Genomic DNA, 19,179 nt, shown 5'->3' on the forward strand with positions numbered 1-19,179 from the left:
CCACGGCGCGTCATGCGCACCGGCAGCGGCGTGCTCCAGTCGGGCATGACTTGGCGCTTTACCAGAGAGGCGAACAAAGCGCACTTCTCGCATGAACCCAACAGCACATGCCGCAGTTCGGAGGGCCCGCTGCGTCACGCCATGCTGGCGCAGGAACGCATCGACCGAACGAACCCCTTGTCGCAAGGCGAAACCGACAGCCGCGAACTGGAAATGATCAAAGACCTCGCCGAAGCCAGTGATATCAGTCCGCAGCTCAGGCCTCAGCCGATCGGTTCGGACACGATGAGGGCTCAGGATGGCAGCGAACCCTTGCAAGGAGCCATGTGATGTCGATTGACCTCAACCACACGATCGTTCACGCCCGCGATCCGCTCGGATCGGCGACCTTTCTCAGCGAGGTGCTGGGCCGTTCAGCCCCGGTCCGGTTCGGTCCGTTCTGGGACGTCGAGCTCGACAACCACGTCACGCTGGCCTATATCCGCGCCGATCAGCATCTGACGATCGAGCACTACGCCTTTCTCGTGAGCGAGGACGAGTTTGACCAGATCTTCGAGCGCATCCAGGCCCGTGGACTGCCGTACTGGGCCGACCCGGCGCACCAGCGACCGGGCAGCATCAACCACCACGATGGCGGTCGCGGCGTCTACTGGAACGATCCAGACGGCCACTACCTCGAGATCATCACCCGACCCTATGGCGGTGACGGCTGAGACAACCCGATGGCAAGATGAAACAGAGGAAGATCGATATCGCGGCGATCGAAGCTGCGGTTCGCGAGGCGGTGTAGGGCTTGCGGTGCGTCATCGCGCCGCCTCAAACCACGTGCAGCGCGCGCAAGGCATCGGCCTGCGCCAGCGTTTCGCGGTAACCCGCCTCAATGGCGCGCTCGCGGAATTCGCGCGACAAGCTGACCCAGTAGCCGAAGTCGGGCTTGAGCAGCCCATCGGCCATCTTCGCGTCGGCGTCCACCAGCGCCTGCTTGCGCAGGTCGCTCTCGCGGTAACGCTCGGCGCCGGGCGGCGCGCGGTCGACATGGGCGCTGGCGTCCACCGCGAGCACGCGTTGCGCGCCCAGAGCGCGCGCCACGCGCACCGGCAGCGGCGTGGTCCAGTCAGCATCGACGTACTGTTCGCCCCGGATGCGCACCGGTGCGAAGCGGCCTTCGATGGCGGCCGAGGCCTGCACCGCCAGGCCCACGTCGCCCGCGGTAAAGGCCGTGGCCTCGCCGTCGCGGCGCCGGGCCGCCACGATGGCCATGGCGACCGGCATGTGTTCCAGGGACTTCACCGGCGAAGCGCGCCGCACGAAGTCGGCAACGGCCGTGCCGCTCAGGCGCTCATCGACCCCGATCGCCAGCCGGGCCAGCGCCCAGGGCTGCAGCTCGAGCGCGAGGGTTTCGATCGCGCGCGCGCCCAGCCCGGCGGCGCAGAGGCTGCCCAGCAATGCACCGGCCGAGACCCCGACGATCAGGTCGGGCTTCAGACCGAGCTCTTCCAGCGCCTTGATCACCCCCACGTGCACAAAGCCGCGCGGGCCACCCGAGCTCAGCACCCAGGCGGTGTTCACCGGGCGGCGCAGCGGTTCGGCGCGGGGCGCGTCGGGACCGGTGTGGTCGCGGTCGGGCTGGAGGGTGCAGCCGGCCAGCGCCGCCGCACTGGCGGCCAGCAGGTGGCGGCGCGTCAGGCCTGTGGACATAACGTGCCGGTGGCGGGTTCAAGCCGCGGCTGAGGGGGCAACGACAGGGGTCACGAAGCCACCTCCATCGAGCGGTTGCAGGCCGCCAGCGGGACCGGATCGCCAGCGGCGGGCAGCACCGGCGCGTGAGCGGCCGGCGGCGCGGCAACTTCGGCGTAGGGCGCGGGCCAGCCCAGCAAGGCGCTCGCCGCTTCGCAGCGCTGGCGCAGGTCGTCGGCGTCGCGCCCGCCGAGGTGGGTGATGCCGTAGCGGTAGCTGCCCAGCCATTTGAAATCGCGCTGGATGGAACCCCGCGACTTGGGGTAGCGGAACAGCAGCCCGTCGGGGAAGGCACTGGCGAAGGCCTGGCGTTGCGCCGCGTCGGGCAGCGTCACGCGGTCGGCCGGGTCAAAGGCGCGGTAGACGAAGCTGGCCGCGGCCCCCGCGGTGGGCGCGCTGCGCGGCGCCGTGTCGGGATCCTGCCCGTGCGCGAGGGCGATCTCGATGGCGTGCAGGTCCACACCGAGCACGCGCTGGTAGAGATCCGAATACTGCGAGGCCATGCGCGGGTTGAACTCGATCACGGTGAGCCGGTCGCTCGCGGCGTCGTAGAAGAACTCCATGTTGAACAGGCCGTGCGTGAAGCCCACGGCCAGCAGGAAACGGCGCGCCACGTCGAGCGCCCGCGCCTGCACCGCGGCCGGCAGCGCGCTCGGGATCTGGTGGCGCATGAAGGCCTGGGTGCCGGGGAACATGATGGCGTCGACCACGCCGATGGCGCGCACATCGCCGTTGAACACCACGCCATCGAGGTTGAACTGGTCGGCCGCCACCGGCGCCTCCAGCAGCATGCGGTGGGCGCTGGGCACCCCGGGCCCGAGCCGCTCGCGCACCAATCGCTCGAAGGGCTCCACCAGGCGGCGGATTACCCAGAGCTCCCAGGCGCCGAAGCGGGTGTGGCGGTGCAGCCCGGCGTGGTTGTCGACGCGGCGCGCGAGCACCGAGAACGCGGCCTTCACCGGCTTCACGAACAGGGGGTAAGGCAGGCCCGCGGGAATGGGCGCACCGTATTCGGCGTCCAGCAACTGGAAAGGCACGTTCGCCTCGGGCGCCACGCGCTGCAGCACCTGGCGCGCGTAGAACTTGTGCTGGCAGGCCAGGATGGCGGCCACCGGCGTGCCGGGCCAGCCCATGCGCTCGGCCAGCAGGGCCGCGGCCAGCGCGCCGAACTGTTCGTGGCTGGACACCACCGCGGACCAGCCCCGCGCCGGGGCGCGGCGGGCCAGGCCATCGACGAAACGGGCGATGTCAAACCAGGCCAGGCGCGCGTTGCTGGGAAAGGTGAACAGGTCAAAGCCGTCTTCGTCGAAGCGAAGGCCCTGCGTGCTGGCCAGGCGTTGGTGCGCCACGGCGTCCCAGTCGTGGTTGAAGAGCAGCAGGGTGCGGTCGGTGGGCGGCATGGGTCACCGGTTTTTGCTGCCTCAGCCTGGATGCAGCCGCAGCAGTCGCCCGTTGCGCTCGTCGGTCAGCAGGTAGATGAAACCGTCGGGGCCTTCGCGCACATCGCGCACGCGCGCGTTGAGGTCGGGCAGCAGGCGTTCTTCTTTCACCACGCGGCCGCCGCTGACCTCCAGCCGCGCCAGGTAACGGAACTTGAGTGAGCCCGCGAGCAGGTGGCCCTGCCAGGCCTTGCCGTAGCGCTCGCCCTTCACGAAGGCGAGGCCCGATGGCGCGATCGACGGTGTCCACTGGAACACCGGCTGCTCCAGCCCGGCCTTGGCGGTGATGCCCTCGCCGATAGCGCCGCCGCCGTAGTTTTCGCCGTAGGTGATGACGGGCCAGCCGTAGTTCTTGCCGGCCTCCGGGCGGTTGATCTCGTCGCCGCCCTGCGGGCCGTGTTCGCTGGTCCAGAGCCGCCCGTCGGGCCCGAGCGCGGCGCCCTGCAGATTGCGGTGGCCCAGGCTCCAGATTTCGGGCTTGGCCCCGGCGCGGCCCACGAACGGGTTGCCGGGCGGCACGCTGCCGTCCTTGGCGATGCGCACCACCTTGCCGTGGTGGTTGTCCAGCGTCTGCGCGTCGTCCTTGCGGCTGAAGCGGTCGCCCAGGGTGAGGAAGAGCAGGCCATCGGGCGCCTCGACGATGCGGCAGCCGAAGTGGGCCCGGCTGCTGAACTTCGGCGCCTGGCTGAAGATCACTTTCACCGCTTCGAGGCGTGTGGCATCGGCGGACAGCCGGGCCGAAGCGAGCGCGGTGGAGTTGCCGCCCGCGCCCGGCTCGGCGTAGCAGAAGTACACGGTGCGGTTGCGGGCAAAACCGCTGTCGGTGATGACGTCGAGCAGACCGCCCTGCCCGCCCGCATCCACGTCCGGCAAACCGGCCAGCGGTTCGCCCAGCCGGCCGTCGGCCGCCACCACACGCATCCGGCCCGGCCGTTCGGTCACGAGAAAGCGGCCGCCGTCGATGAAGGCCACGCCCCATGGGTTCTGCAGACCGCTGGCCACCACCTCCACGCGCAACGCCGCCGTCTGGCTGTGGGCCGTGGTGGCCAGCACGGCGAACACCAGCAGCGCGAGGCGCTGGATCGGAATCAATATTGGCAAGCGCATGGGGTGGCCCTCCAGGTGAAACCGGTTGGTGCCTGAACCGGGCTCACTGGTTCCCGGTTCAGCGGCTCGGCCGCTCAGCCGAACGGGCGCACGCCAAACAGCCAGGCGTGGGCCCAGAACACGAACAGCGCGTACAGCGCCAGCCCACCCACCAGCGCGATGGCGTCGTTGGCGCCGCCGGCCGGCAACGCGGGCACGGGGCGCAAGGCGCCGGCCAAAGCGCGGCGCTTGAGCGAGATGCGGTCGGCCACGGCCCAGGCCAGGAAGCCGCCGAACAGCAGCACATCGGCCAGCGTGCCACCGGTGACCGACTGGGCCAGCAGGTGCGCCAGCGCCCAGAGCTTGACGGCCAGCAGCATGGGGTGTTTCGCCGCGGTCTTGATGCGCCCCGGCAGGTAGGCCGCGAGCAGCAGCACGAACACCGGCAGCAGCATCAGCGCGGCCAGGTGGCGAAAGCCGCCCGGCAAGGCGTAGAGCAGCACGGGCGTCTCGCGCGACAGGCCGTAGCCCCAGACGATCAGCCCCAGGCCGGCGAACGAGACCAGCGCATAGAGGCCCTTGAAGGTGTTCTCGCCCATGCCCGCGGCGAGCCGGTCGCGCCCCGTGGGCGAGACGATGGCGATGCTGTGCACGCCCAGAAACAGCACCAGACCCAGAACCAGCCACACCATGTTGAACTCCTGTGCCCAGACCGGGCCACAAGGCACCGCGCCCCGCTTGGGGCGAACTGTAGCGGCTTGGGCTCAAGTCCGCAGCGTGCCGGGTCTTGTTGCGGAATGCTCGTGCCTGCAAGCATGAAGCCGGAGCGCGAGCGGGAGGCGTGCAAGGGCCCCAGCCCAGGGCACCGCCGGGCCGGCTTTGCCGGACGGCCAGTGCCGCCCCCTGGGGGGGTGACGCCGCAGGCGGCGCGGGGGGTACTTCAGCCTTTCATGCCTTCGAGCAGATCGGCCAGTTCGTCGGCGTGTTCCTCTTCCACCGCCAGTATCTGCTTGAGCAGCACGCTGGTGGTCGGGTCCTGGTCGCCCAGGTACAGGATCATGTCGCGGTAGCTGTCGATGGCGATGCGCTCGGCCACCAGGTTCTCCTGGATCATCTGCGTCAGCGTGTCGCCGGCCACGTATTCGGCGTGGCTGCGCTGGCTCAGGCTGTCGGGCGAAAAGTCGGGCTCACCGCCCAGCTGCACGATGCGCGCGGCCAGCAGGTCGGCGTGGCCCTGCTCCTCGTTGGAGTGGATCAGGAACTCGGCCCCGACGCTCTGGCCGTGGATGCCGCGCGCCATGAAGTGGTGGCGCCGGTAGCGCAGCACGCAGACGATCTCGGTGGCCAGCGCTTCGTTGAGCAGCTTGACCACCTGGTCGCGGTTGGCGTTGTAGCCGGCGGTCACGGCACCGGCTTCAATGTGCTGGCGGGCCTGGCTGCGCAGGGTGGCGACGTCGGTGAGTTTGTGGGTGTGGTTCATTGTTTGACTTTCAGTTCGTTCTTGACGCTGGTGGCACCTTCGGCAACGCCAGCGAGCTTGCTCGCCTGGTCGATCTGGCCCTGGTTGTTCACAAAGCCGGTGAGCTGCACTTCGCCCTTGAAGGTGACCACGCTGATGTCGAAGCTCTTGATGTCGGGGTCGGCCAGCAGCGCGGTCTTGACGCGGCCGGTCACGCTCGCGTCATCGATCTTGGTGCCCACGGTGCTGGGGGTTCCCTTGAGCGTGACGCCGTTTTCAACCTCGGTCACACCGGCCACGCTGCGCGTGACGGCGATGGCCTGGTCGATCTGGGCCTGGTTGTCGACAAAGCCGCTGAGCTGCACGGTGCCCTTGCGGGTCTCGACCTGCAGGTCAAAGCTCTTGATCGCTTCGTCGCCCAGCAAGGCGGACTTGACACCCGAGGTGATGACGGCATCGTCCACCTGGGTGCCCAGCGTGATGCTCGGCGCGGGTTCCTGCACCATCACGGGTGGCTTGTTGCAGGCCGCCAGCGTCAGGGCGGCCAGGCCGATGAGGCTGCTGGCCAGGATGAATTTTGGTTTGCGTTGGGTCATAGAGGTACTCCAGAAAAAAAGCAGAAGGACGGGGAGGCGGGTTCAGCGGGCGAGGTAGCCACCGTCCACCGGGTAGTAGGAGCCGGTCACGAACGACGCCCGTTCCGAGGCGAGCCAGACCACGAGTTCGGCCACTTCCTCGGCCCGGCCCAGGCGCCCGATCGGGTGGGCGGCCACCAGCAGGGCGTTGACAGCCGGGTCGTCTTCGAGGCCGCTGATCATGGGGGTGTGGATGAAGCCGGGGCCGACCGCGTTGATGCGCACGCCCTGGGCGCCGTATTCGAGGGCGGCGGCCTGCGTGAGGCCCACCACGCCGTGTTTGGCCGCGGTGTAGGCCGACGCGGTGGCAAAGCCGACCGCGCCCAGAATCGACGCCACGTTGACGATGGAGCCGCCGCCATGGAGCAACATGGCCGCAATCTGCGCGCGCATGCCGTAGAACACGCCGTTGAGGTTGATGTTGATCACCTGTGCCCAGGCGTCGAGCGGGTAGTCGGCCAGGGGCGCGGCGGCGCCGCCGATGCCGGCGTTGTTGCAGGCCACGTCGAGGCGGCCGAAATGCGCCATCGCCTGGGACACCAGGGCCTGGCACTCATCGGCGCTGCCGACGTCGGCCGCCACAAACAGCGACTCGCCGCCCTGGGAGCGCACCATCGCGCCGGTTTCGACGCCGGCGTCGGCGTCGATGTCCGACAGCACCAGCAGCGCGCCTTCGCGCGCGGCCGTGAGGGCAATGGCCCGGCCGATGCCCGAGGCGGCACCGGTGACGAGCACCACTTTGTTTTTCAGCATGGGGTCCATCCGAAGGGGTGCAGCCCGGGGCTGCACGCTGCAGACCCCGCCGCTGGTGCGAGCCAACAGCGGGGATGTGGATGGACCTTAGGTGTCGGAGCGCCAGGCGTCTGTGCGCTGCCAGACCAAGCGCTGGGTCAGCCCGCTGGCGCGGGCGCCGACGCCGCAGCGGTTTCGGTGGTGACCATCCAGATGCCCCCGCACACCAGCGCCAGCGCGATCAGGTTGCGCCATTCGAGCACCGTCTCGCCCAGGAACAGGGCCGAGAGCAGCGCGCCGAACACCGGGATCAAAAAGTTGAACACCGTGACCTGCCCCACCCGGTTGTGCTTGAGCAGCGCGGCCCAGAGCGCAAAGGCGGCCGCCGAGAGCACGGCCATGTAGCCCAGCAAGGCCAGCGAACCCAAACCCCAGCCCGCGATGGCGCCGCCACCGGCCAGCCCGCCCAGCAGCAGCACCAGCCCGCCGATGGCGAGCTGCCAGGCGGTCATGACCATCGGGTCCAGCCGCTGCGACACGCGCTTGCCGTAGATGCTGGCGGCCGAGAGCACGAAAGCCGCGATGACGATGAAGCCTTCGCCCAGCAGGGTGAAGCTCGCGTCCAGCCCTTGAACGCCGCGCAGGTTCACCACCATCACTCCGAAAAAGCCGACCGCACAACTGAGTGCCTTGCGGCGGCGCAGCCGGTCGTTGGCGTAGATGAAGTGCGCCAGCAGCACGCTGAAGAACGTGCCGGTGGCGTTGAGGATGGAGCCCTTCACGCCGGTGGTGTGGGCCAGCCCGACGTAGAAGAACACGTATTGCAGCGAGGTCTGCGCCAGCCCGAGCAGCGCCACCTGGCGCCATTGCCCCGTGGACAGCGCCCACACCGGCTTGCCCATCAGGCGCGCGATCACCAGCAGCAGACCACCCGCGAGCAGGAAGCGCCAGCCCGCGAAGGCCAGCTGCGCCGCCGTGTCGCTGCGGGCAATGTCGAGCAGCGCATAGCCACCCTTGATGGCTGGGTAGGCGCTGCCCCAGAGCAGGCAACACAGCGTGGCGAGCCCCACCAGGTTGCGCGGGCGGCGGAAGAACGCGGCCCCGGGGGCGTGCGCGGAAGAAGCGCCCGTGGGCCGGGCACTGTCGCGGGCCGTCATCCGTGCGGCGCGGCCTTCACGAAGGCACCGCCCTGGTACAGCGCAGCCGGGTCGTGGCGGTCAATGCTGGGCTGGCGCGCTTCCACCGCCGGGCGGAACCCGTCGGAGCTGTCCTGCGGGCGGTAGCCGATGTGTTTCGCGGGCGTGTTGTCCCACCAGCTGGTCTGGTTGTCGGACACGCCGTAGATGATGCTGTGGCCGACGATGGGCGCGGTGAGCGCGGCCACGATCAGGCGCTCCAGGTCGTCGTAGCTCAGGTAGGTCGCGAGCATGCGGCGGTCGCGCGGCTCGCTGAACGAGGAGCCGATGCGCAGGCTCACGGTCTCGATGCCCCAGCGGTCCCAGTAGAGCTGGGCCAGGTCTTCACCGAAGGCCTTGGAGAGGCCGTAGAAGCCGTCGGGCCTGGGCGCGGCTCTGGGCGTGATGACTTCGTCCTGCCGGTAGAAGCCGGTGACGTGGTTGGAGCTGGCGAAGACGATGCGCTTCGTGCCGTGTTGGCGCGCGGCTTCGTAGAGGTTGACCATGCCGACGATGTTGCCGGCGAGGATGGGTTCCCAGGGCTGCTCGGTGGAGACCCCGCCCATGTGCACCACGGCGTCCACGCCGGTCAGCATGGCGTGCACGCGGTCCTTGTCGGCGAGGTCTGCGATGAACGTTTCTTCGCCTGCCGCCGCGGCGCCCATGTCGCTGCGGTGGCTCAGGCGCAAGACCTCGCAATACGCCTTGAGGCGCGGGCGCAGCTCGCGGCCCAGGTTGCCGGCGGCGCCGGTGAGCAGGAGGCGGTTCAACTTCAGCGGAGAAGCGGGCTGGGCAAGCATGGGAGGCTCCGAAGAAAAATCAGCTTTTGAAGCGGCCAGCCAAGGCCTGCGCACTGTCGCGCAGCAGGTTCTGGTCGGCGCCGACGGCGACGAACAGGCAGCCCTGGGCCACGTAATGGCGCGCCAGGGTTTCGTCGCCGGTCAGGATGCCCGGGGCCTTGCCGCAGGCGCGGATACGGGCGATGGCGTCGTCGATGGCGGCGAGCACCTCGGGGTGTTTGGGGTTGCCGAGGTGGCCGAGCGCGGCCGAGAGGTCGCCGGGGCCGATGAAGACACCGTCGATACCGTCCACGTTGGCGATGGCTTCCAGGTTCTGCAGGCCCAGCACGGTTTCCACCTGCACCAGCACGCAGATTTCTTCGCCGCAGCGGTGGGCATAGTCCTTCACGCGGCCGTAGCCGCTGGCGCGCGGTGCGCCCGCGAAACCGCGCACACCGTGCGGCGGGTAGCGCGTGAAGGCCACGGCGTTGGCCGCTTCCTCGGCGGTCTGCACATAGGGCACCAGCAAGGTCATCACGCCGATGTCGAGCAGGCGCTTGAACACCACCATGTCGTTCCACGGCGGGCGCACGATGGCCGAGGCCTTCGTGCCCTTCATGGCCTGCAGTTGCGAGAGCAGTTCGGGCAGCTCGTTGGGCGAGTGCTCCATGTCGAGCAGCAGCCAGTCGAAGCCGCTGTCGGCCAGGATCTCGGTGCTCAGGTGGCTGCACAGGTGCGACCACAGGCCGATCTGTTTCTGGCCCGAACGGATGGCGCGCTTGAAGTGGTTGAGGGGCAGGTCCATGGTGTGCTCGCTGTGTTGGATCGGTGGGAGGGTCAGTTGCCAGCGATCTGGAAATGGGCCGCCGTCTCCAGCGCACGCACCAGGCCCGAGTGGTCCCAGGCCGCGCCGCCCAGGGCGACGCAGCTGTTCATGAGCTGGGCGACGCTGGCGGTGTGCGGCAGGCTGAGGCCCAGTGCCTTGGCGCCTTCGAGCGCGAGGTTCAGGTCCTTCTGGTGCAGCTCGATGCGGAAACCCGGGTTGAACGTGCGCTTGATCATGCGTTCGCCGTGCACCTCCAGGATGCGGCTGGCCGCGAAGCCGCCCATCAGCGCCTGGCGCACTTTGGCCGGGTCGGCGCCGGCCTTGGCCGCGAACAGCAGGGCCTCGCCCACGGCCTCGATGTTGAGCGCCACGATGATCTGGTTGGCCACCTTGCAGGTCTGGCCGTCGCCCACGCCACCGACCAGCGTGATGTTCTTGCCCATCAGTTCAAACAGCGGCTTGACGGTGGCGAACGAGGCCTCGCTGGCACCGACCATGATGGTCAGGCTGGCGGCCTTGGCGCCGACTTCGCCGCCACTCACGGGCGCATCGATGTAGCTGCAGCCCAGGGCCTGGATGCGTTTGGCGTAGTCCTTGGTGGCGATGGGCGAAATGGAGCTCATGTCCACCACCGTTTTTCCAGCAGACAAACCTTTGTCCAGCCCGGTCTCGCCAAACAGCACCTCGGCCACGTGCGGCGTGTCGGGCACCATCAGGAAGATGATGTCGGCGGCGTACGCCACGTCGGCCGCCGTGGTGCAGGCCTTGGCGCCCGCGGCCAGCAAATCGGCCGGCACGCCGCTGCGCGACTGCGCAAACAGCTCGTGACCCGCGGCCAGCAAATGACCCGCCATGGGCGCGCCCATGATGCCCAGTCCGATGAATCCCAGTTTCATGTTGATGTCCTTAGAGAGAAGAGCAAGACGCTTCAGCGCACCAGCGCCGGCATCTTGTTGTTGAACGTCCAGTTGGGGATCAGGTACTGCATCGCGACGGCGTCGTCGCGCGCGCCCAGGCCGTGTTGCTGGTAGAGCGCGTGCGCCTGCCGCACCTTGTCCATGTCCAGCTCCACGCCCAGGCCCGGTTTCGCGGGCACGTCCACAAAACCGCCCTGGATCTGCAGCGGTTCCTTGGTCAGGCCCTGGCCGTCCTGCCAGATCCAGTGGGTGTCGATCGCGGTCACCTTGCCCGGCGCGGCGGCGGCGCAGTGGGTGAACATGGCGAGCGAGACGTCGAAGTGGTTGTTGGAGTGCGAACCCCAGGTCAGGTCGTGCATCTGGCAGAGCTGGGCCACGCGCACCGAGCCCTGCAGGGTCCAGAAATGCGGGTCGGCCAGCGGGATGTCGACCGACTGCTGCACCAGGCTGTGCGCCATCTCGCGCCAGTCGGTGGCGACCATGTTGGTGGCGGTGGGCAGGCCGGTGGCGCGCTTGAACTCGGCCATAACCTCGCGACCGGAGAACACGCCCTCGGCGCCACACGGGTCTTCGGCGTAGGCCAGGGTGTTGCGGTGGTCGCGCAGCAGGCGCACGGCGTCTTTCAGCAGCCAGCCGCCGTTGGGGTCGAGCGTCACGCGCGCCTGCGGAAAGCGCTCGTGCAGCGCGACGATGGCCTCGACCTCGTCTTCGCCACGCAGCACACCGCCCTTGAGCTTGAAGTCCTGGAAACCGTAACGCGCCTGGGCGGCTTCGGCCAGCTTCACCACCGCCTCGGGCGTGAGCGCGGCTTCGTGGCGCAAGCGCTGCCAGTCATCGGCCGCATCGGGCTCGCTGCGGTAGGCCAGGTCGGTCTGCTTGCGGTCGGCGATGTAGAACAGGTAACCCAGCATCTGCACGCGGTCGCGCTGCTGACCCTCGCCGAGCAGGGCCGCGACCGGCACACCGAGGTGCTGGCCCAACAGGTCGAGCAAGGCGGACTCCACGGCGGTCACGGCGTGGATGGTCACGCGCAGATCAAAGGTCTGGTTGCCGCGGCCGCCGCTGTCGCGCTCTGCAAAGCCGCTGCGCAGGCTGTTGAGCACGCGGTTCCAGGCGCCGATGGGCTGCCCTTCGATCAGGGGCCGTGCGTCTTCCAGCGTTTGGCGGATTTTTTCGCCGCCCGGCACCTCGCCCACGCCGGTGTGGCCCGACGAGTCGGTCAGGATCAGCAGGTTGCGGGTGAAAAACGGGCCGTGCGCGCCGCTCAGGTTGAGCAGCATGCCGTCGTGTCCCGCGACGGGGATCACTTGCAATCGGGTGACGGTGGGGGTGGCGTACATGGGCGGTGCGTGAGGACAGGACAACAACGGCAAAACCGTTTCAGTTAACAGTCATCATACATCTTAGGTGGACCCACCCCATCCGGGATAACCCTCGTCTCACCCCCTCCCTCACGGCTTCAGGCCGCCTGGCTCTCGCTCTTGCGCAGGCGTTCGCGGCTGTTGGACAGGTGGGTGCGGATGGCCGCGCGGGCGCTGTCCACGTCCTGGTCCCGGATCGCGTTGTAGATGCTCTCGTGTTCCAGGTGCACGCGCCGCAGGTACATCAGGCGGTTCGGGTCCTGGACCGCGGCGGTGGCCAGGCGCACCCGCGGAAACACACCCGGACCGAGCGAATTCATGACTTCGGCGAAGTGGCTGTTCTGGGTCGCCAGCGCGATCTCGCGGTGGAACTGGAAGTCGGCGTTGGCGGCGTCCTGCCCGGCCTCGATGGCTTCGGAGAAGGCATCCAGGGCGGCCTGCATGCTGACCAGATTCGCCTCGGTGCGGCGCGCTGCCGCGATGGCCGCGGCCTCGGTCTCGACGCCGATGCGCAGCTCCAGCAACGCAATGGTGTCGCGCAAGGTGCCCAGCTGCTCGGGCCGGATGCGGAACGGCGCGCTCTCCTCCACCTTCAGCACGAAGGTGCCGATGCCGTGGCGGGTCTCGGCCATATTGACCGCCTGCAGGGAGGAGATGGCTTCGCGCACCACGGTGCGGCTGACGCCGAACTCTTCCATGATGGACGCCTCCTTGGGCAGCTTGGTGCCCGGCGGATAGTCACCACCGCGGATGCGGCCGACCAGCACCTGCGCCAGCTCGGACGACAGGGTGCGCGATTTGTTGCTGCGACTGGAGAGATCCCGGTTCATTAGGGTAAGCCCGATGTTTGCTGCTGGAGTCATCTGCTAGATTAGTTGTACGACAACTGATGATGAGATGTTCGCAACCAATGTAGCAGATGCATCGCCTTGTTGAATAGGTCGTTCACCCTCTGATTCGCCTGAATCCCTTACCCCTTCAAACCAGCGCCCCGGCGCCCAGGAGATACCGAGATGACATTCCGCAGAACCCTGATCCAGCTCGCCGTGGCCACAGCGGGCACCTGTGTGTTCGGCCTGGCTTCGGCGCAGACCGTGCTCAAGGCCGCCGACGTGCACCCCGCCGGTTACCCCACCGTGGTGGCGGTGGAGGCCATGGGCAAAAAGCTCGAAGCCGCCAGCCAGGGCCGCTACAAGTTCCAGATGTTCCCGGGCAGCGTACTGGGTGACGAAAAGGCCATGATCGAGCAGACCCAGGTCGGCGCGATCCAGCTGCTGCGCACTTCGCTGGGGCCCGTCGGCCCGGTGGTGCCCGAGGTGAACGTGTTCAACATGCCCTTCGTGTTCCGCGACGTGGCCCACATGCGCGCCGTGATCGACGGTCCGATCGGCCAGGAACTGCTGGACAAGATCAGCGCCAGCCCGGCCAAGATAGTCGCTTTGGCCTGGATGGACGGCGGCAGCCGCAGCCTCTACACCAAGAAGCCGGTGCGCACCCCCGCCGACCTCAAGGGCCAGAAGATCCGCATGATGGGCAACCCGCTGTTCGTCGACACCATGAACGCCATGGGCGGCAACGGCATCGCCATGGGTTACGGCGAGGTGTTCACCGCGATCCAGACCGGTGTGGTCGATGGCGCGGAAAACAACCCGCCCAGCCTGTACACCGCCAACCACTTCAAGGCCGGCGCCAAGTACTACACCCAGACCAACCACCTGATCATTCCCGAGATCCTGGTGATGTCCAGGGTAGCCTGGGACAAGCTCACGCCCGCCGACCAGACGCTGATGAAGAAGCTGGGTCGCGAAGCCCAGCTGGAGCAGCGCAAGCTCTGGGACGCCGCCGTGGCCGACTACAGCGCCAAGCTCAAGGCCGAGGGCGTGGAGTTCATCGCCATCGACAACAAGCCTTTCTTTGACGCCACCGCCCCGGTGCGCGCCAAGTACGGCGCCCAGTTTGCCGACCTGATGAAGCGCATCGGCGACGTCAAGTAAGCCCGCGCCCTCCGCCCGCTGCCCCTCCAGTCACCCCGGCCCCGCGCCGGGGTGCCGCTTGCAGAAAACGATCCATGAAATCCCTCTACGTCGCGGCGATGGACCGCCTCTACCTGGCCTGCATCTGGGCCGCCGGCGTGGCCATCGTGTGCATGTCGCTGATCATTCCCTGGGGTGTTTTCACGCGCTATGTGCTGGGTACCGGCTCGCAGTGGCCCGAGCCCATCGCCATCCTGCTCATGATGGTGTTCACCTTCATCGGTGCGGCCGCGGCCTACCGCGCCAACGCCCACATCGCCGTGACCATGCTCACCGACGTACTGCCGCCACCCCTGCGCGCGCTGTGCGCCTGGTTGGTGGACTTGTGCATGGCCGCGGCCTGCGCCTTCGTGGCCTGGTACGGCACCAGCCTCAGCCTGGGCACCATGGGGCAGTCGATCAGCGAACTGCCCTGGCTGCCGGTGGGCGTGACCTACGCTGCCTTGCCGCTGGGCTCGCTGTTCACGCTGCTGTTCGTGATCGAGCGGCGCTGGATAGGCCCGCAGGACCACCGCCGGCTGATGCGCTACGAAGAACCGGAAAAGACCGACCGGGGCGCCGCCCTGGCCCACGGGGAGAGCCGCTGATGGACGCGTTCGTGCTGATCGGCAGCTTCATGCTGCTCATGGTGCTGGGCGTGCCCATCGCCTTCTCGCTCGGGCTCGCTGCGCTGGTGGGGGCCCTCTACATCGACATCCCGCTCGACGCGGTGATGATCCAGATCGCTTCGGGCGTGAACAAGTTTTCGCTGCTCGCGATTCCCTTCTTCGTGCTGGCCGGCGCCATCATGGCCGAGGGCGGCATGGCGAGGCGCCTGGTCGCTTTCGCCGGCGTGCTGATCGGTTTCGTGCGCGGCGGCCTGTCGCTGGTCAACATCCTGGCCTCCACCTTCTTTGGCGCGATCTCCGGGTCCTCCGTGGCCGACACCGCTTCGGTCGGCTCGGTGCTGATCCCCGAGATGGAGCGCAAAGGCTACCCGCGCGACTTCGCCACCGCGGTCACGGTCAGCGGCTCGGTGCAGGCCATCCTGATCCCGCCCAGCCACAACGCGGTGCTGTATTCGCTCGCGGCCGGCGGCACGGTGAGCATCGCTGCGCTGTTCATGGCCGGCGTGTTGCCCGGCCTGCTGATGGGGCTGACGCTCGCGGTGCTGTGCCTGTACAAGGCGAAGAAACACGGCTACCCCAAGGGCGAGGTGATTCCGCTGAAGCAGGCGCTGAAGATCTGTGGCGAAGCCATGTGGGGCCTGATGACCATGGTCATCATCCTGGGCGGCATCCTGTCGGGCGTTTTCACGGCCAACGAGTCGGCCTCGATCGCGGTGGTCTGGGCTTTCTTCGTCACGATGTTCATCTACCGCGACTACAAGTGGAGCGACCTGCCCAAGCTGATGCACCGCACCGTGAAGACCGTGACCATCGTCATGATCCTGATCGGCTTTGCCGCCGCCTTCGGCTACATCATGACGCTGATGATGATCCCGCTGCGGGTCACCAGCTTCCTCACCGCGCTGTCGGACAACAAGTACGTGATCCTGGCGCTGATCAACGTGCTGCTGATCGTGCTGGGCACGCTGATGGACATGTCACCGCTGATCCTGATCCTCACGCCCATCCTGTTGCCGGTGGTGAAGATGATGGGCGTGGACCCGGTGCACTTCGGCATGATCATGATGGTCAACCTGGGCATCGGCCTGATCACGCCGCCGGTGGGCACCGTGCTCTTCGTGGGCAGTGCGATCGCCAAGCTCAAGATCGGCGTGGTCTCCAAGGCGCTCATGCCGTTTTTCGTGGCGCTGTTCGTGGTGCTGCTGATGGTGACCTACCTGCCCTGGCTGTCGCTGTGGCTGCCGCGCACGCTGGGCCTGTGAGACCCGAAGCCATGACACAGCGCTTCGTTTTCATCTCGCACGCCGACAGCGGCGACGTGCACACCCTCGCACTTGACGCCGACGGCGACTTGCGGCCGGAGTCCTCCGTCACGCTCGGCGGCACGCTCATGCCCATGGCACTGAGCCCCAGCGGGCGCTGGCTCTACGTGGCCCGGCGCAGCGAACCCCTGGCCGTGGTCACGCTCGCCATCGACGCCACCACCGGCCAGCTGCAGCCCCTGGGCGAAGCCACCCTGCCCGGCAGCATGGCCTACGTCTCTACCGACCCCAGCGGGCGCTGGCTGTTCGCGGCCTCGTACCCGGCCAACTGCGTGAGCGTGAGCCCCATCGCGCCCACCGGCATCGCAGGCGATGTGTTGCAGCTCGTGCCCACGCCGCCCCATGCACATTGCATCCTGAGTGCGCCCGACAACCGCCATGTGCTGGCCACCAGCCTGGGCGGCGACCAGGTGCTGCAGTTCCGCTTCGATGCCACCACCGGCCAGCTCAGCACCAACACACCGCCGGCCTGGCCGCAGCGTCCCGGCGCCGGTCCGCGCCACATCCGCTTCCACCCCCACGGGCGTTTCGTCTACCTGCTCAACGAGCTGGACGCCACGCTCGACGTGCTGGCCTACGACGCACCAACCGGCACACTCGCGCACCTGCAGACGCTGCCCACCGTGCCACCCGGCTTCAGCGGCCCACCCTCCGCGGCCGACCTGCACCTCACGCCCGATGGCCGCTGGCTCTACACCAGCGAACGCGGCAGCAGCACCCTGGCCACCTTTGCGGTGGACGCCAGCTCCGGGCACGTCGAGCCCCGGGGTCACACGGCCACCGAAAGCGGCCCGCGCGGCTTCGCCATCACGCCCGACGGCCAGCACCTGCTCGCCGTGGGCCAGCTCTCGCACCACCTGAGCCGCTACCGCATTCACCCGGCCACCGGCTCGCTGACCCTGCAGCAGCGCCTGCCCATGGGCCAGAACCCCAACTGGATCACGTTCAGCCACCCGGCTCGATGAGCCACACACCCCCCCGGAGCACCACCCCATGAAATTTGCCAGACGCACCCTCTGCCTGTCGCTCGGCGCCGCCGCCCTGATGCCCCTCGCCAGCTGGGCCCAGGACTGGCCCGGCAAGCAGCCCATCCGGATCGTGGTGCCCTTCCCCGCTGGTGGCACGTCCGACGTGCTCGCGCGCCTGATCAGTCTGAAGATGACCGAGAAGCTCGGCCAGACCGTGCTGGTGGAAAACCGGGCCGGCAACGCCGGCAACCTGGGTGCCGATCTGGTGGCCAAGTCGCCCGCCGATGGCTACACCTTCGTGCTGATGGACGTGGGCAACCTCACCATCAGCCCGGCGCTCTACAAGCTGCCCTTCGACGTCATCAAAGACTTCGTCCCGGTGGCCATGGTCGGCTATTCGCCGCACCTGCTGGTGGTGAGCACCAAGGTGCCGGCCAGCAACATCGCTGAACTGATCAAGTACGCCAAGGCCAACCCCGGCAAGCTGAATTTCGCCGCCGCGGCCGGCATGGGCAGCGCGCCCCACATGGCGGGTGTGCAGTTTGCCCGGCGCAACGGCATCCAGTGGAACTACGTGCCCTACAAGGGCGGCTCGCAAGCCATGACCGACCTGGTCGGCGGCCACATGGACGTCACCTTCAACGGCATGGTCGCCACCTACCCGCACGTCAAGGCCGGCAAGCTCAAGCTGCTGGCCGTTTCCAGCGCCAAGCGCTTCGGCGAACTGGGTGACGTGCCCACCGTCAGCGAGAGCGTGCCCAACTTCCTGACCGGCAGCTGGCAAGGCCTGCTGGCCCCGGCCGGCACGCCGCCGGCCATCGTGAACGCGGTGCACGCCGAGGTGCAACGCATCACCGCGCTGCCCGACATCAAGGAAAAGCTGCAGTCCCTCGGACTGGAACCGTCGCACATGAGCGCGGCCGATTTCAGTGCCTGGATCAAGGCCGAAATCCCTGCGATGGCGCAGATCGTGCGCGAAGAAAAGATCACCCTCGAATAAGCCCCTCGGCGGCGCCCCCGGGCGCCGCGTTCCTGTACCCACCGGAGACACCACCATGAAAAAATCCCTCATCACCCTGCTCGTGGCCGCGTCCACCAGCCTCAGCGCCTTCGCCTGGCCCGACAAACCCATCACCCTGGTCGTGCCCTTCCCGCCTGGCGGTTCCACCGACCTGATCGCGCGCACGCTGTCGGGCAAGATGGGCGAGAAGCTCGGCGGCGCCACCGTGGTCGTGGAGAACAAGGCCGGCGCCACCGGCACCATCGGCGCCACCTACATCGCGCGCGCGCCGGCCGACGGCCACACACTGTTCGTCTCTTCGCTCGGCCCCTTCGTGATCGCGCCGCACCTGTTCAAGGTGCAGTACGACGCCCTCAAGGACCTGGAGCCGATCACGGTGGTCGTTCAGGCGCCCAACGTGCTGGTGGTGCCCGCTGCCTCGGAACGCAAATCGGTTGCCGAAGTGATCGCCCACCAGAAGGCCAACCCGGGCAAGATGAGCTTCGCATCGTCCGGCAACGGCAGCAGCGACCACCTCACCGCCGAACTCTTCTGGCAACAGACCGGTACCAGCGGCGTGCACGTGCCTTACAAGGGCGGTGGCCCGGTGATGAGCGACCTGCTGGGCAACCAGGTGGAATCGTCGTTCATGAACATCAACACCGCCATGCCGCAGATCAAGGCCGGCAAGCTGCGCGCCCTGGCCATCACCAGCGCCAAACGCTCGCCGCTGCTGCCCGACGTGCCCACGCTGGAAGAAAGCGGCGTGAAGGACGCCAACGTGCAGTCCTGGCAGGCCGTGGCTGCGCCCAAGGGCTTGCCCGTCGACGTGAAGAAGCGCATCCACGACGCCATCGTCGCGAGCATCAACGACCCCGCCGTGACGCCGAAGCTGCTGGAGCTGGGCTTCGAGGTGGTGCTCAACACGCCCGAGCAGTTCGCGGCCTTCCAGGCGTCGGAATACGCGCGCTGGCAGAAACTGATCACGAGCCGGAACATCAAAGCAGATTGACTTGGCCCACCCCCGCCGCGCTGCGCGCGACCCCCTCAAGGGGGCGGCGCTGGCGGCCCGGCAAAGCCGGTTCCGCGGCGCCCTGGGCGT

At 68.0% G+C, this 19,179-nt stretch carries 21 protein-coding genes; 8 read left to right on the plus strand and 13 right to left on the minus strand.

The annotated features are described in order from the left end of the window. Positions 1–12: 12 nt before the first annotated feature. Together F3K02_RS24170 and F3K02_RS24175 are read left to right on the plus strand one after the other, a co-directional pair. Positions 13–330 carry a hypothetical protein gene (locus tag F3K02_RS24170; protein ID WP_177138854.1) on the plus strand — a complete coding sequence of 106 codons (318 nt, stop codon included), beginning with the start codon at positions 13–15 and terminating at the stop codon, positions 328–330. Continuing rightward, positions 330–713: a VOC family protein gene (locus F3K02_RS24175; protein WP_177138855.1), complete on the plus strand. Its 384-nt coding sequence runs from the start codon at positions 330–332 to the stop codon at positions 711–713. The genes F3K02_RS24170 and F3K02_RS24175 overlap by 1 nt, the downstream gene beginning before the upstream one ends. Positions 714–816: 103 nt before the next feature. On the opposite strand, the gene F3K02_RS24180 is transcribed toward F3K02_RS24175, so the two are convergent. From F3K02_RS24180 to F3K02_RS24240, 13 genes are all read right to left on the minus strand, one after another. Next, positions 817–1,698 (minus strand): patatin-like phospholipase family protein, encoded by an 882-nt coding sequence (locus F3K02_RS24180; RefSeq protein ID WP_177138856.1) that lies wholly within the window; start codon positions 1,696–1,698, stop codon positions 817–819. A 50-nt stretch (positions 1,699–1,748) separates the two neighbouring features. After that, complete coding sequence (locus F3K02_RS24185) at positions 1,749–3,137, minus strand: ATP-grasp domain-containing protein (protein ID WP_177138857.1); 1,389 nt, start codon at positions 3,135–3,137, stop codon at positions 1,749–1,751. A 21-nt stretch (positions 3,138–3,158) separates the two neighbouring features. Further along, positions 3,159–4,283: a PQQ-dependent sugar dehydrogenase gene (locus tag F3K02_RS24190; RefSeq protein WP_177138858.1), complete on the minus strand. Its 1,125-nt coding sequence runs from the start codon at positions 4,281–4,283 to the stop codon at positions 3,159–3,161. Positions 4,284–4,357: 74 nt separating this feature from the next. Continuing rightward, positions 4,358–4,954, minus strand: a complete 597-nt coding sequence (locus F3K02_RS24195; protein WP_177138859.1) for an NnrU family protein — start codon at positions 4,952–4,954, stop codon at positions 4,358–4,360. Positions 4,955–5,202: 248 nt separating this feature from the next. Then, positions 5,203–5,742: a ferritin-like domain-containing protein gene (locus tag F3K02_RS24200; protein ID WP_177138860.1), complete on the minus strand. Its 540-nt coding sequence runs from the start codon at positions 5,740–5,742 to the stop codon at positions 5,203–5,205. Further along, positions 5,739–6,317, minus strand: coding sequence for a BON domain-containing protein (locus tag F3K02_RS27345; protein ID WP_218179569.1), 579 nt, complete (start codon positions 6,315–6,317; stop codon positions 5,739–5,741). The genes F3K02_RS24200 and F3K02_RS27345 overlap by 4 nt, the downstream gene beginning before the upstream one ends. Before the next feature lie 42 nt (positions 6,318–6,359). Continuing rightward, the gene (locus F3K02_RS24210; RefSeq protein ID WP_177138861.1) at positions 6,360–7,109 is read right to left on the minus strand and encodes an SDR family NAD(P)-dependent oxidoreductase; all 750 of its coding nucleotides are present in this window, start codon (positions 7,107–7,109) and stop codon (positions 6,360–6,362) included. Positions 7,110–7,246: 137 nt separating this feature from the next. Next, on the minus strand, positions 7,247–8,245 hold the full coding sequence (locus F3K02_RS24215) for a DMT family transporter (protein ID WP_177138863.1): 999 nt from the start codon (positions 8,243–8,245) through the stop codon (positions 7,247–7,249). Continuing rightward, on the minus strand, positions 8,242–9,063 hold the full coding sequence (locus F3K02_RS24220; protein WP_177138865.1) for an NAD-dependent epimerase/dehydratase family protein: 822 nt from the start codon (positions 9,061–9,063) through the stop codon (positions 8,242–8,244). The genes F3K02_RS24215 and F3K02_RS24220 overlap by 4 nt, the downstream gene beginning before the upstream one ends. 19 nt (positions 9,064–9,082) lie before the next feature. After that, a complete protein-coding gene (locus F3K02_RS24225; protein ID WP_177138867.1) occupies positions 9,083–9,847 on the minus strand; it encodes an HpcH/HpaI aldolase family protein in 765 nt (254 codons plus the stop codon). A gap of 32 nt (positions 9,848–9,879) precedes the next feature. Then, the gene (locus tag F3K02_RS24230) at positions 9,880–10,764 is read right to left on the minus strand and encodes a 2-hydroxy-3-oxopropionate reductase (protein WP_177138869.1); all 885 of its coding nucleotides are present in this window, start codon (positions 10,762–10,764) and stop codon (positions 9,880–9,882) included. Between the two features lie 32 nt (positions 10,765–10,796). Next, on the minus strand, positions 10,797–12,125 hold the full coding sequence (gene gudD, locus F3K02_RS24235) for a glucarate dehydratase (protein ID WP_177138871.1): 1,329 nt from the start codon (positions 12,123–12,125) through the stop codon (positions 10,797–10,799). Between the two features lie 119 nt (positions 12,126–12,244). Continuing rightward, a complete protein-coding gene (locus tag F3K02_RS24240; RefSeq protein ID WP_177138873.1) occupies positions 12,245–12,976 on the minus strand; it encodes a FadR/GntR family transcriptional regulator in 732 nt (243 codons plus the stop codon). Positions 12,977–13,159: 183 nt separating this feature from the next. On the opposite strand from F3K02_RS24240, the gene F3K02_RS24245 reads away from it, so the two are divergent. From F3K02_RS24245 to F3K02_RS24270, 6 genes are all read left to right on the plus strand, one after another. Further along, entirely contained in the window at positions 13,160–14,140 is a 981-nt protein-coding gene (locus F3K02_RS24245) for a TRAP transporter substrate-binding protein (RefSeq protein WP_177138875.1), read from the plus strand. A gap of 74 nt (positions 14,141–14,214) precedes the next feature. Beyond that, the gene (locus tag F3K02_RS24250; RefSeq protein WP_177138877.1) at positions 14,215–14,766 is read left to right on the plus strand and encodes a TRAP transporter small permease; all 552 of its coding nucleotides are present in this window, start codon (positions 14,215–14,217) and stop codon (positions 14,764–14,766) included. After that, positions 14,766–16,049, plus strand: a complete 1,284-nt coding sequence (locus tag F3K02_RS24255) for a TRAP transporter large permease (RefSeq protein WP_177138879.1) — start codon at positions 14,766–14,768, stop codon at positions 16,047–16,049. The genes F3K02_RS24250 and F3K02_RS24255 overlap by 1 nt, the downstream gene beginning before the upstream one ends. 11 nt (positions 16,050–16,060) lie before the next feature. After that, positions 16,061–17,074, plus strand: a complete 1,014-nt coding sequence (locus F3K02_RS24260; RefSeq protein WP_177138882.1) for a lactonase family protein — start codon at positions 16,061–16,063, stop codon at positions 17,072–17,074. Positions 17,075–17,102: 28 nt separating this feature from the next. Next, positions 17,103–18,077, plus strand: a complete 975-nt coding sequence (locus F3K02_RS24265) for a Bug family tripartite tricarboxylate transporter substrate binding protein (protein ID WP_177138883.1) — start codon at positions 17,103–17,105, stop codon at positions 18,075–18,077. A 55-nt stretch (positions 18,078–18,132) separates the two neighbouring features. After that, positions 18,133–19,089: a Bug family tripartite tricarboxylate transporter substrate binding protein gene (locus tag F3K02_RS24270; protein ID WP_177138885.1), complete on the plus strand. Its 957-nt coding sequence runs from the start codon at positions 18,133–18,135 to the stop codon at positions 19,087–19,089. The last annotated feature ends 90 nt before the right edge of the window (positions 19,090–19,179 follow it).

The organism is Hydrogenophaga aromaticivorans (genome assembly GCF_013387465.1).
GTDB classification, from domain to species: domain Bacteria; phylum Pseudomonadota; class Gammaproteobacteria; order Burkholderiales; family Burkholderiaceae_C; genus Hydrogenophaga; species Hydrogenophaga aromaticivorans.

What these genes read in the sequence shown, in the direction of transcription:
- F3K02_RS24170 (WP_177138854.1), top strand. Translation starts at nt 13, where the DNA reads ATGCGCACCGGCAGCGGCGTGCTCCAGTCGGGCATGACTTGGCGCTTT.
- F3K02_RS24175 (WP_177138855.1), top strand. Translation starts at nt 330, where the DNA reads ATGTCGATTGACCTCAACCACACGATCGTTCACGCCCGCGATCCGCTC.
- F3K02_RS24180 (WP_177138856.1), bottom strand. Translation starts at nt 1,698, where the DNA reads ATGTCCACAGGCCTGACGCGCCGCCACCTGCTGGCCGCCAGTGCGGCG.
- F3K02_RS24185 (WP_177138857.1), bottom strand. Translation starts at nt 3,137, where the DNA reads ATGCCGCCCACCGACCGCACCCTGCTGCTCTTCAACCACGACTGGGAC.
- F3K02_RS24190 (WP_177138858.1), bottom strand. Translation starts at nt 4,283, where the DNA reads ATGCGCTTGCCAATATTGATTCCGATCCAGCGCCTCGCGCTGCTGGTG.
- F3K02_RS24195 (WP_177138859.1), bottom strand. Translation starts at nt 4,954, where the DNA reads ATGGTGTGGCTGGTTCTGGGTCTGGTGCTGTTTCTGGGCGTGCACAGC.
- F3K02_RS24200 (WP_177138860.1), bottom strand. Translation starts at nt 5,742, where the DNA reads ATGAACCACACCCACAAACTCACCGACGTCGCCACCCTGCGCAGCCAG.
- F3K02_RS27345 (WP_218179569.1), bottom strand. Translation starts at nt 6,317, where the DNA reads ATGACCCAACGCAAACCAAAATTCATCCTGGCCAGCAGCCTCATCGGC.
- F3K02_RS24210 (WP_177138861.1), bottom strand. Translation starts at nt 7,109, where the DNA reads ATGCTGAAAAACAAAGTGGTGCTCGTCACCGGTGCCGCCTCGGGCATC.
- F3K02_RS24215 (WP_177138863.1), bottom strand. Translation starts at nt 8,245, where the DNA reads ATGACGGCCCGCGACAGTGCCCGGCCCACGGGCGCTTCTTCCGCGCAC.
- F3K02_RS24220 (WP_177138865.1), bottom strand. Translation starts at nt 9,063, where the DNA reads ATGCTTGCCCAGCCCGCTTCTCCGCTGAAGTTGAACCGCCTCCTGCTC.
- F3K02_RS24225 (WP_177138867.1), bottom strand. Translation starts at nt 9,847, where the DNA reads ATGGACCTGCCCCTCAACCACTTCAAGCGCGCCATCCGTTCGGGCCAG.
- F3K02_RS24230 (WP_177138869.1), bottom strand. Translation starts at nt 10,764, where the DNA reads ATGAAACTGGGATTCATCGGACTGGGCATCATGGGCGCGCCCATGGCG.
- gudD (WP_177138871.1), bottom strand. Translation starts at nt 12,125, where the DNA reads ATGTACGCCACCCCCACCGTCACCCGATTGCAAGTGATCCCCGTCGCG.
- F3K02_RS24240 (WP_177138873.1), bottom strand. Translation starts at nt 12,976, where the DNA reads ATGAACCGGGATCTCTCCAGTCGCAGCAACAAATCGCGCACCCTGTCG.
- F3K02_RS24245 (WP_177138875.1), top strand. Translation starts at nt 13,160, where the DNA reads ATGACATTCCGCAGAACCCTGATCCAGCTCGCCGTGGCCACAGCGGGC.
- F3K02_RS24250 (WP_177138877.1), top strand. Translation starts at nt 14,215, where the DNA reads ATGAAATCCCTCTACGTCGCGGCGATGGACCGCCTCTACCTGGCCTGC.
- F3K02_RS24255 (WP_177138879.1), top strand. Translation starts at nt 14,766, where the DNA reads ATGGACGCGTTCGTGCTGATCGGCAGCTTCATGCTGCTCATGGTGCTG.
- F3K02_RS24260 (WP_177138882.1), top strand. Translation starts at nt 16,061, where the DNA reads ATGACACAGCGCTTCGTTTTCATCTCGCACGCCGACAGCGGCGACGTG.
- F3K02_RS24265 (WP_177138883.1), top strand. Translation starts at nt 17,103, where the DNA reads ATGAAATTTGCCAGACGCACCCTCTGCCTGTCGCTCGGCGCCGCCGCC.
- F3K02_RS24270 (WP_177138885.1), top strand. Translation starts at nt 18,133, where the DNA reads ATGAAAAAATCCCTCATCACCCTGCTCGTGGCCGCGTCCACCAGCCTC.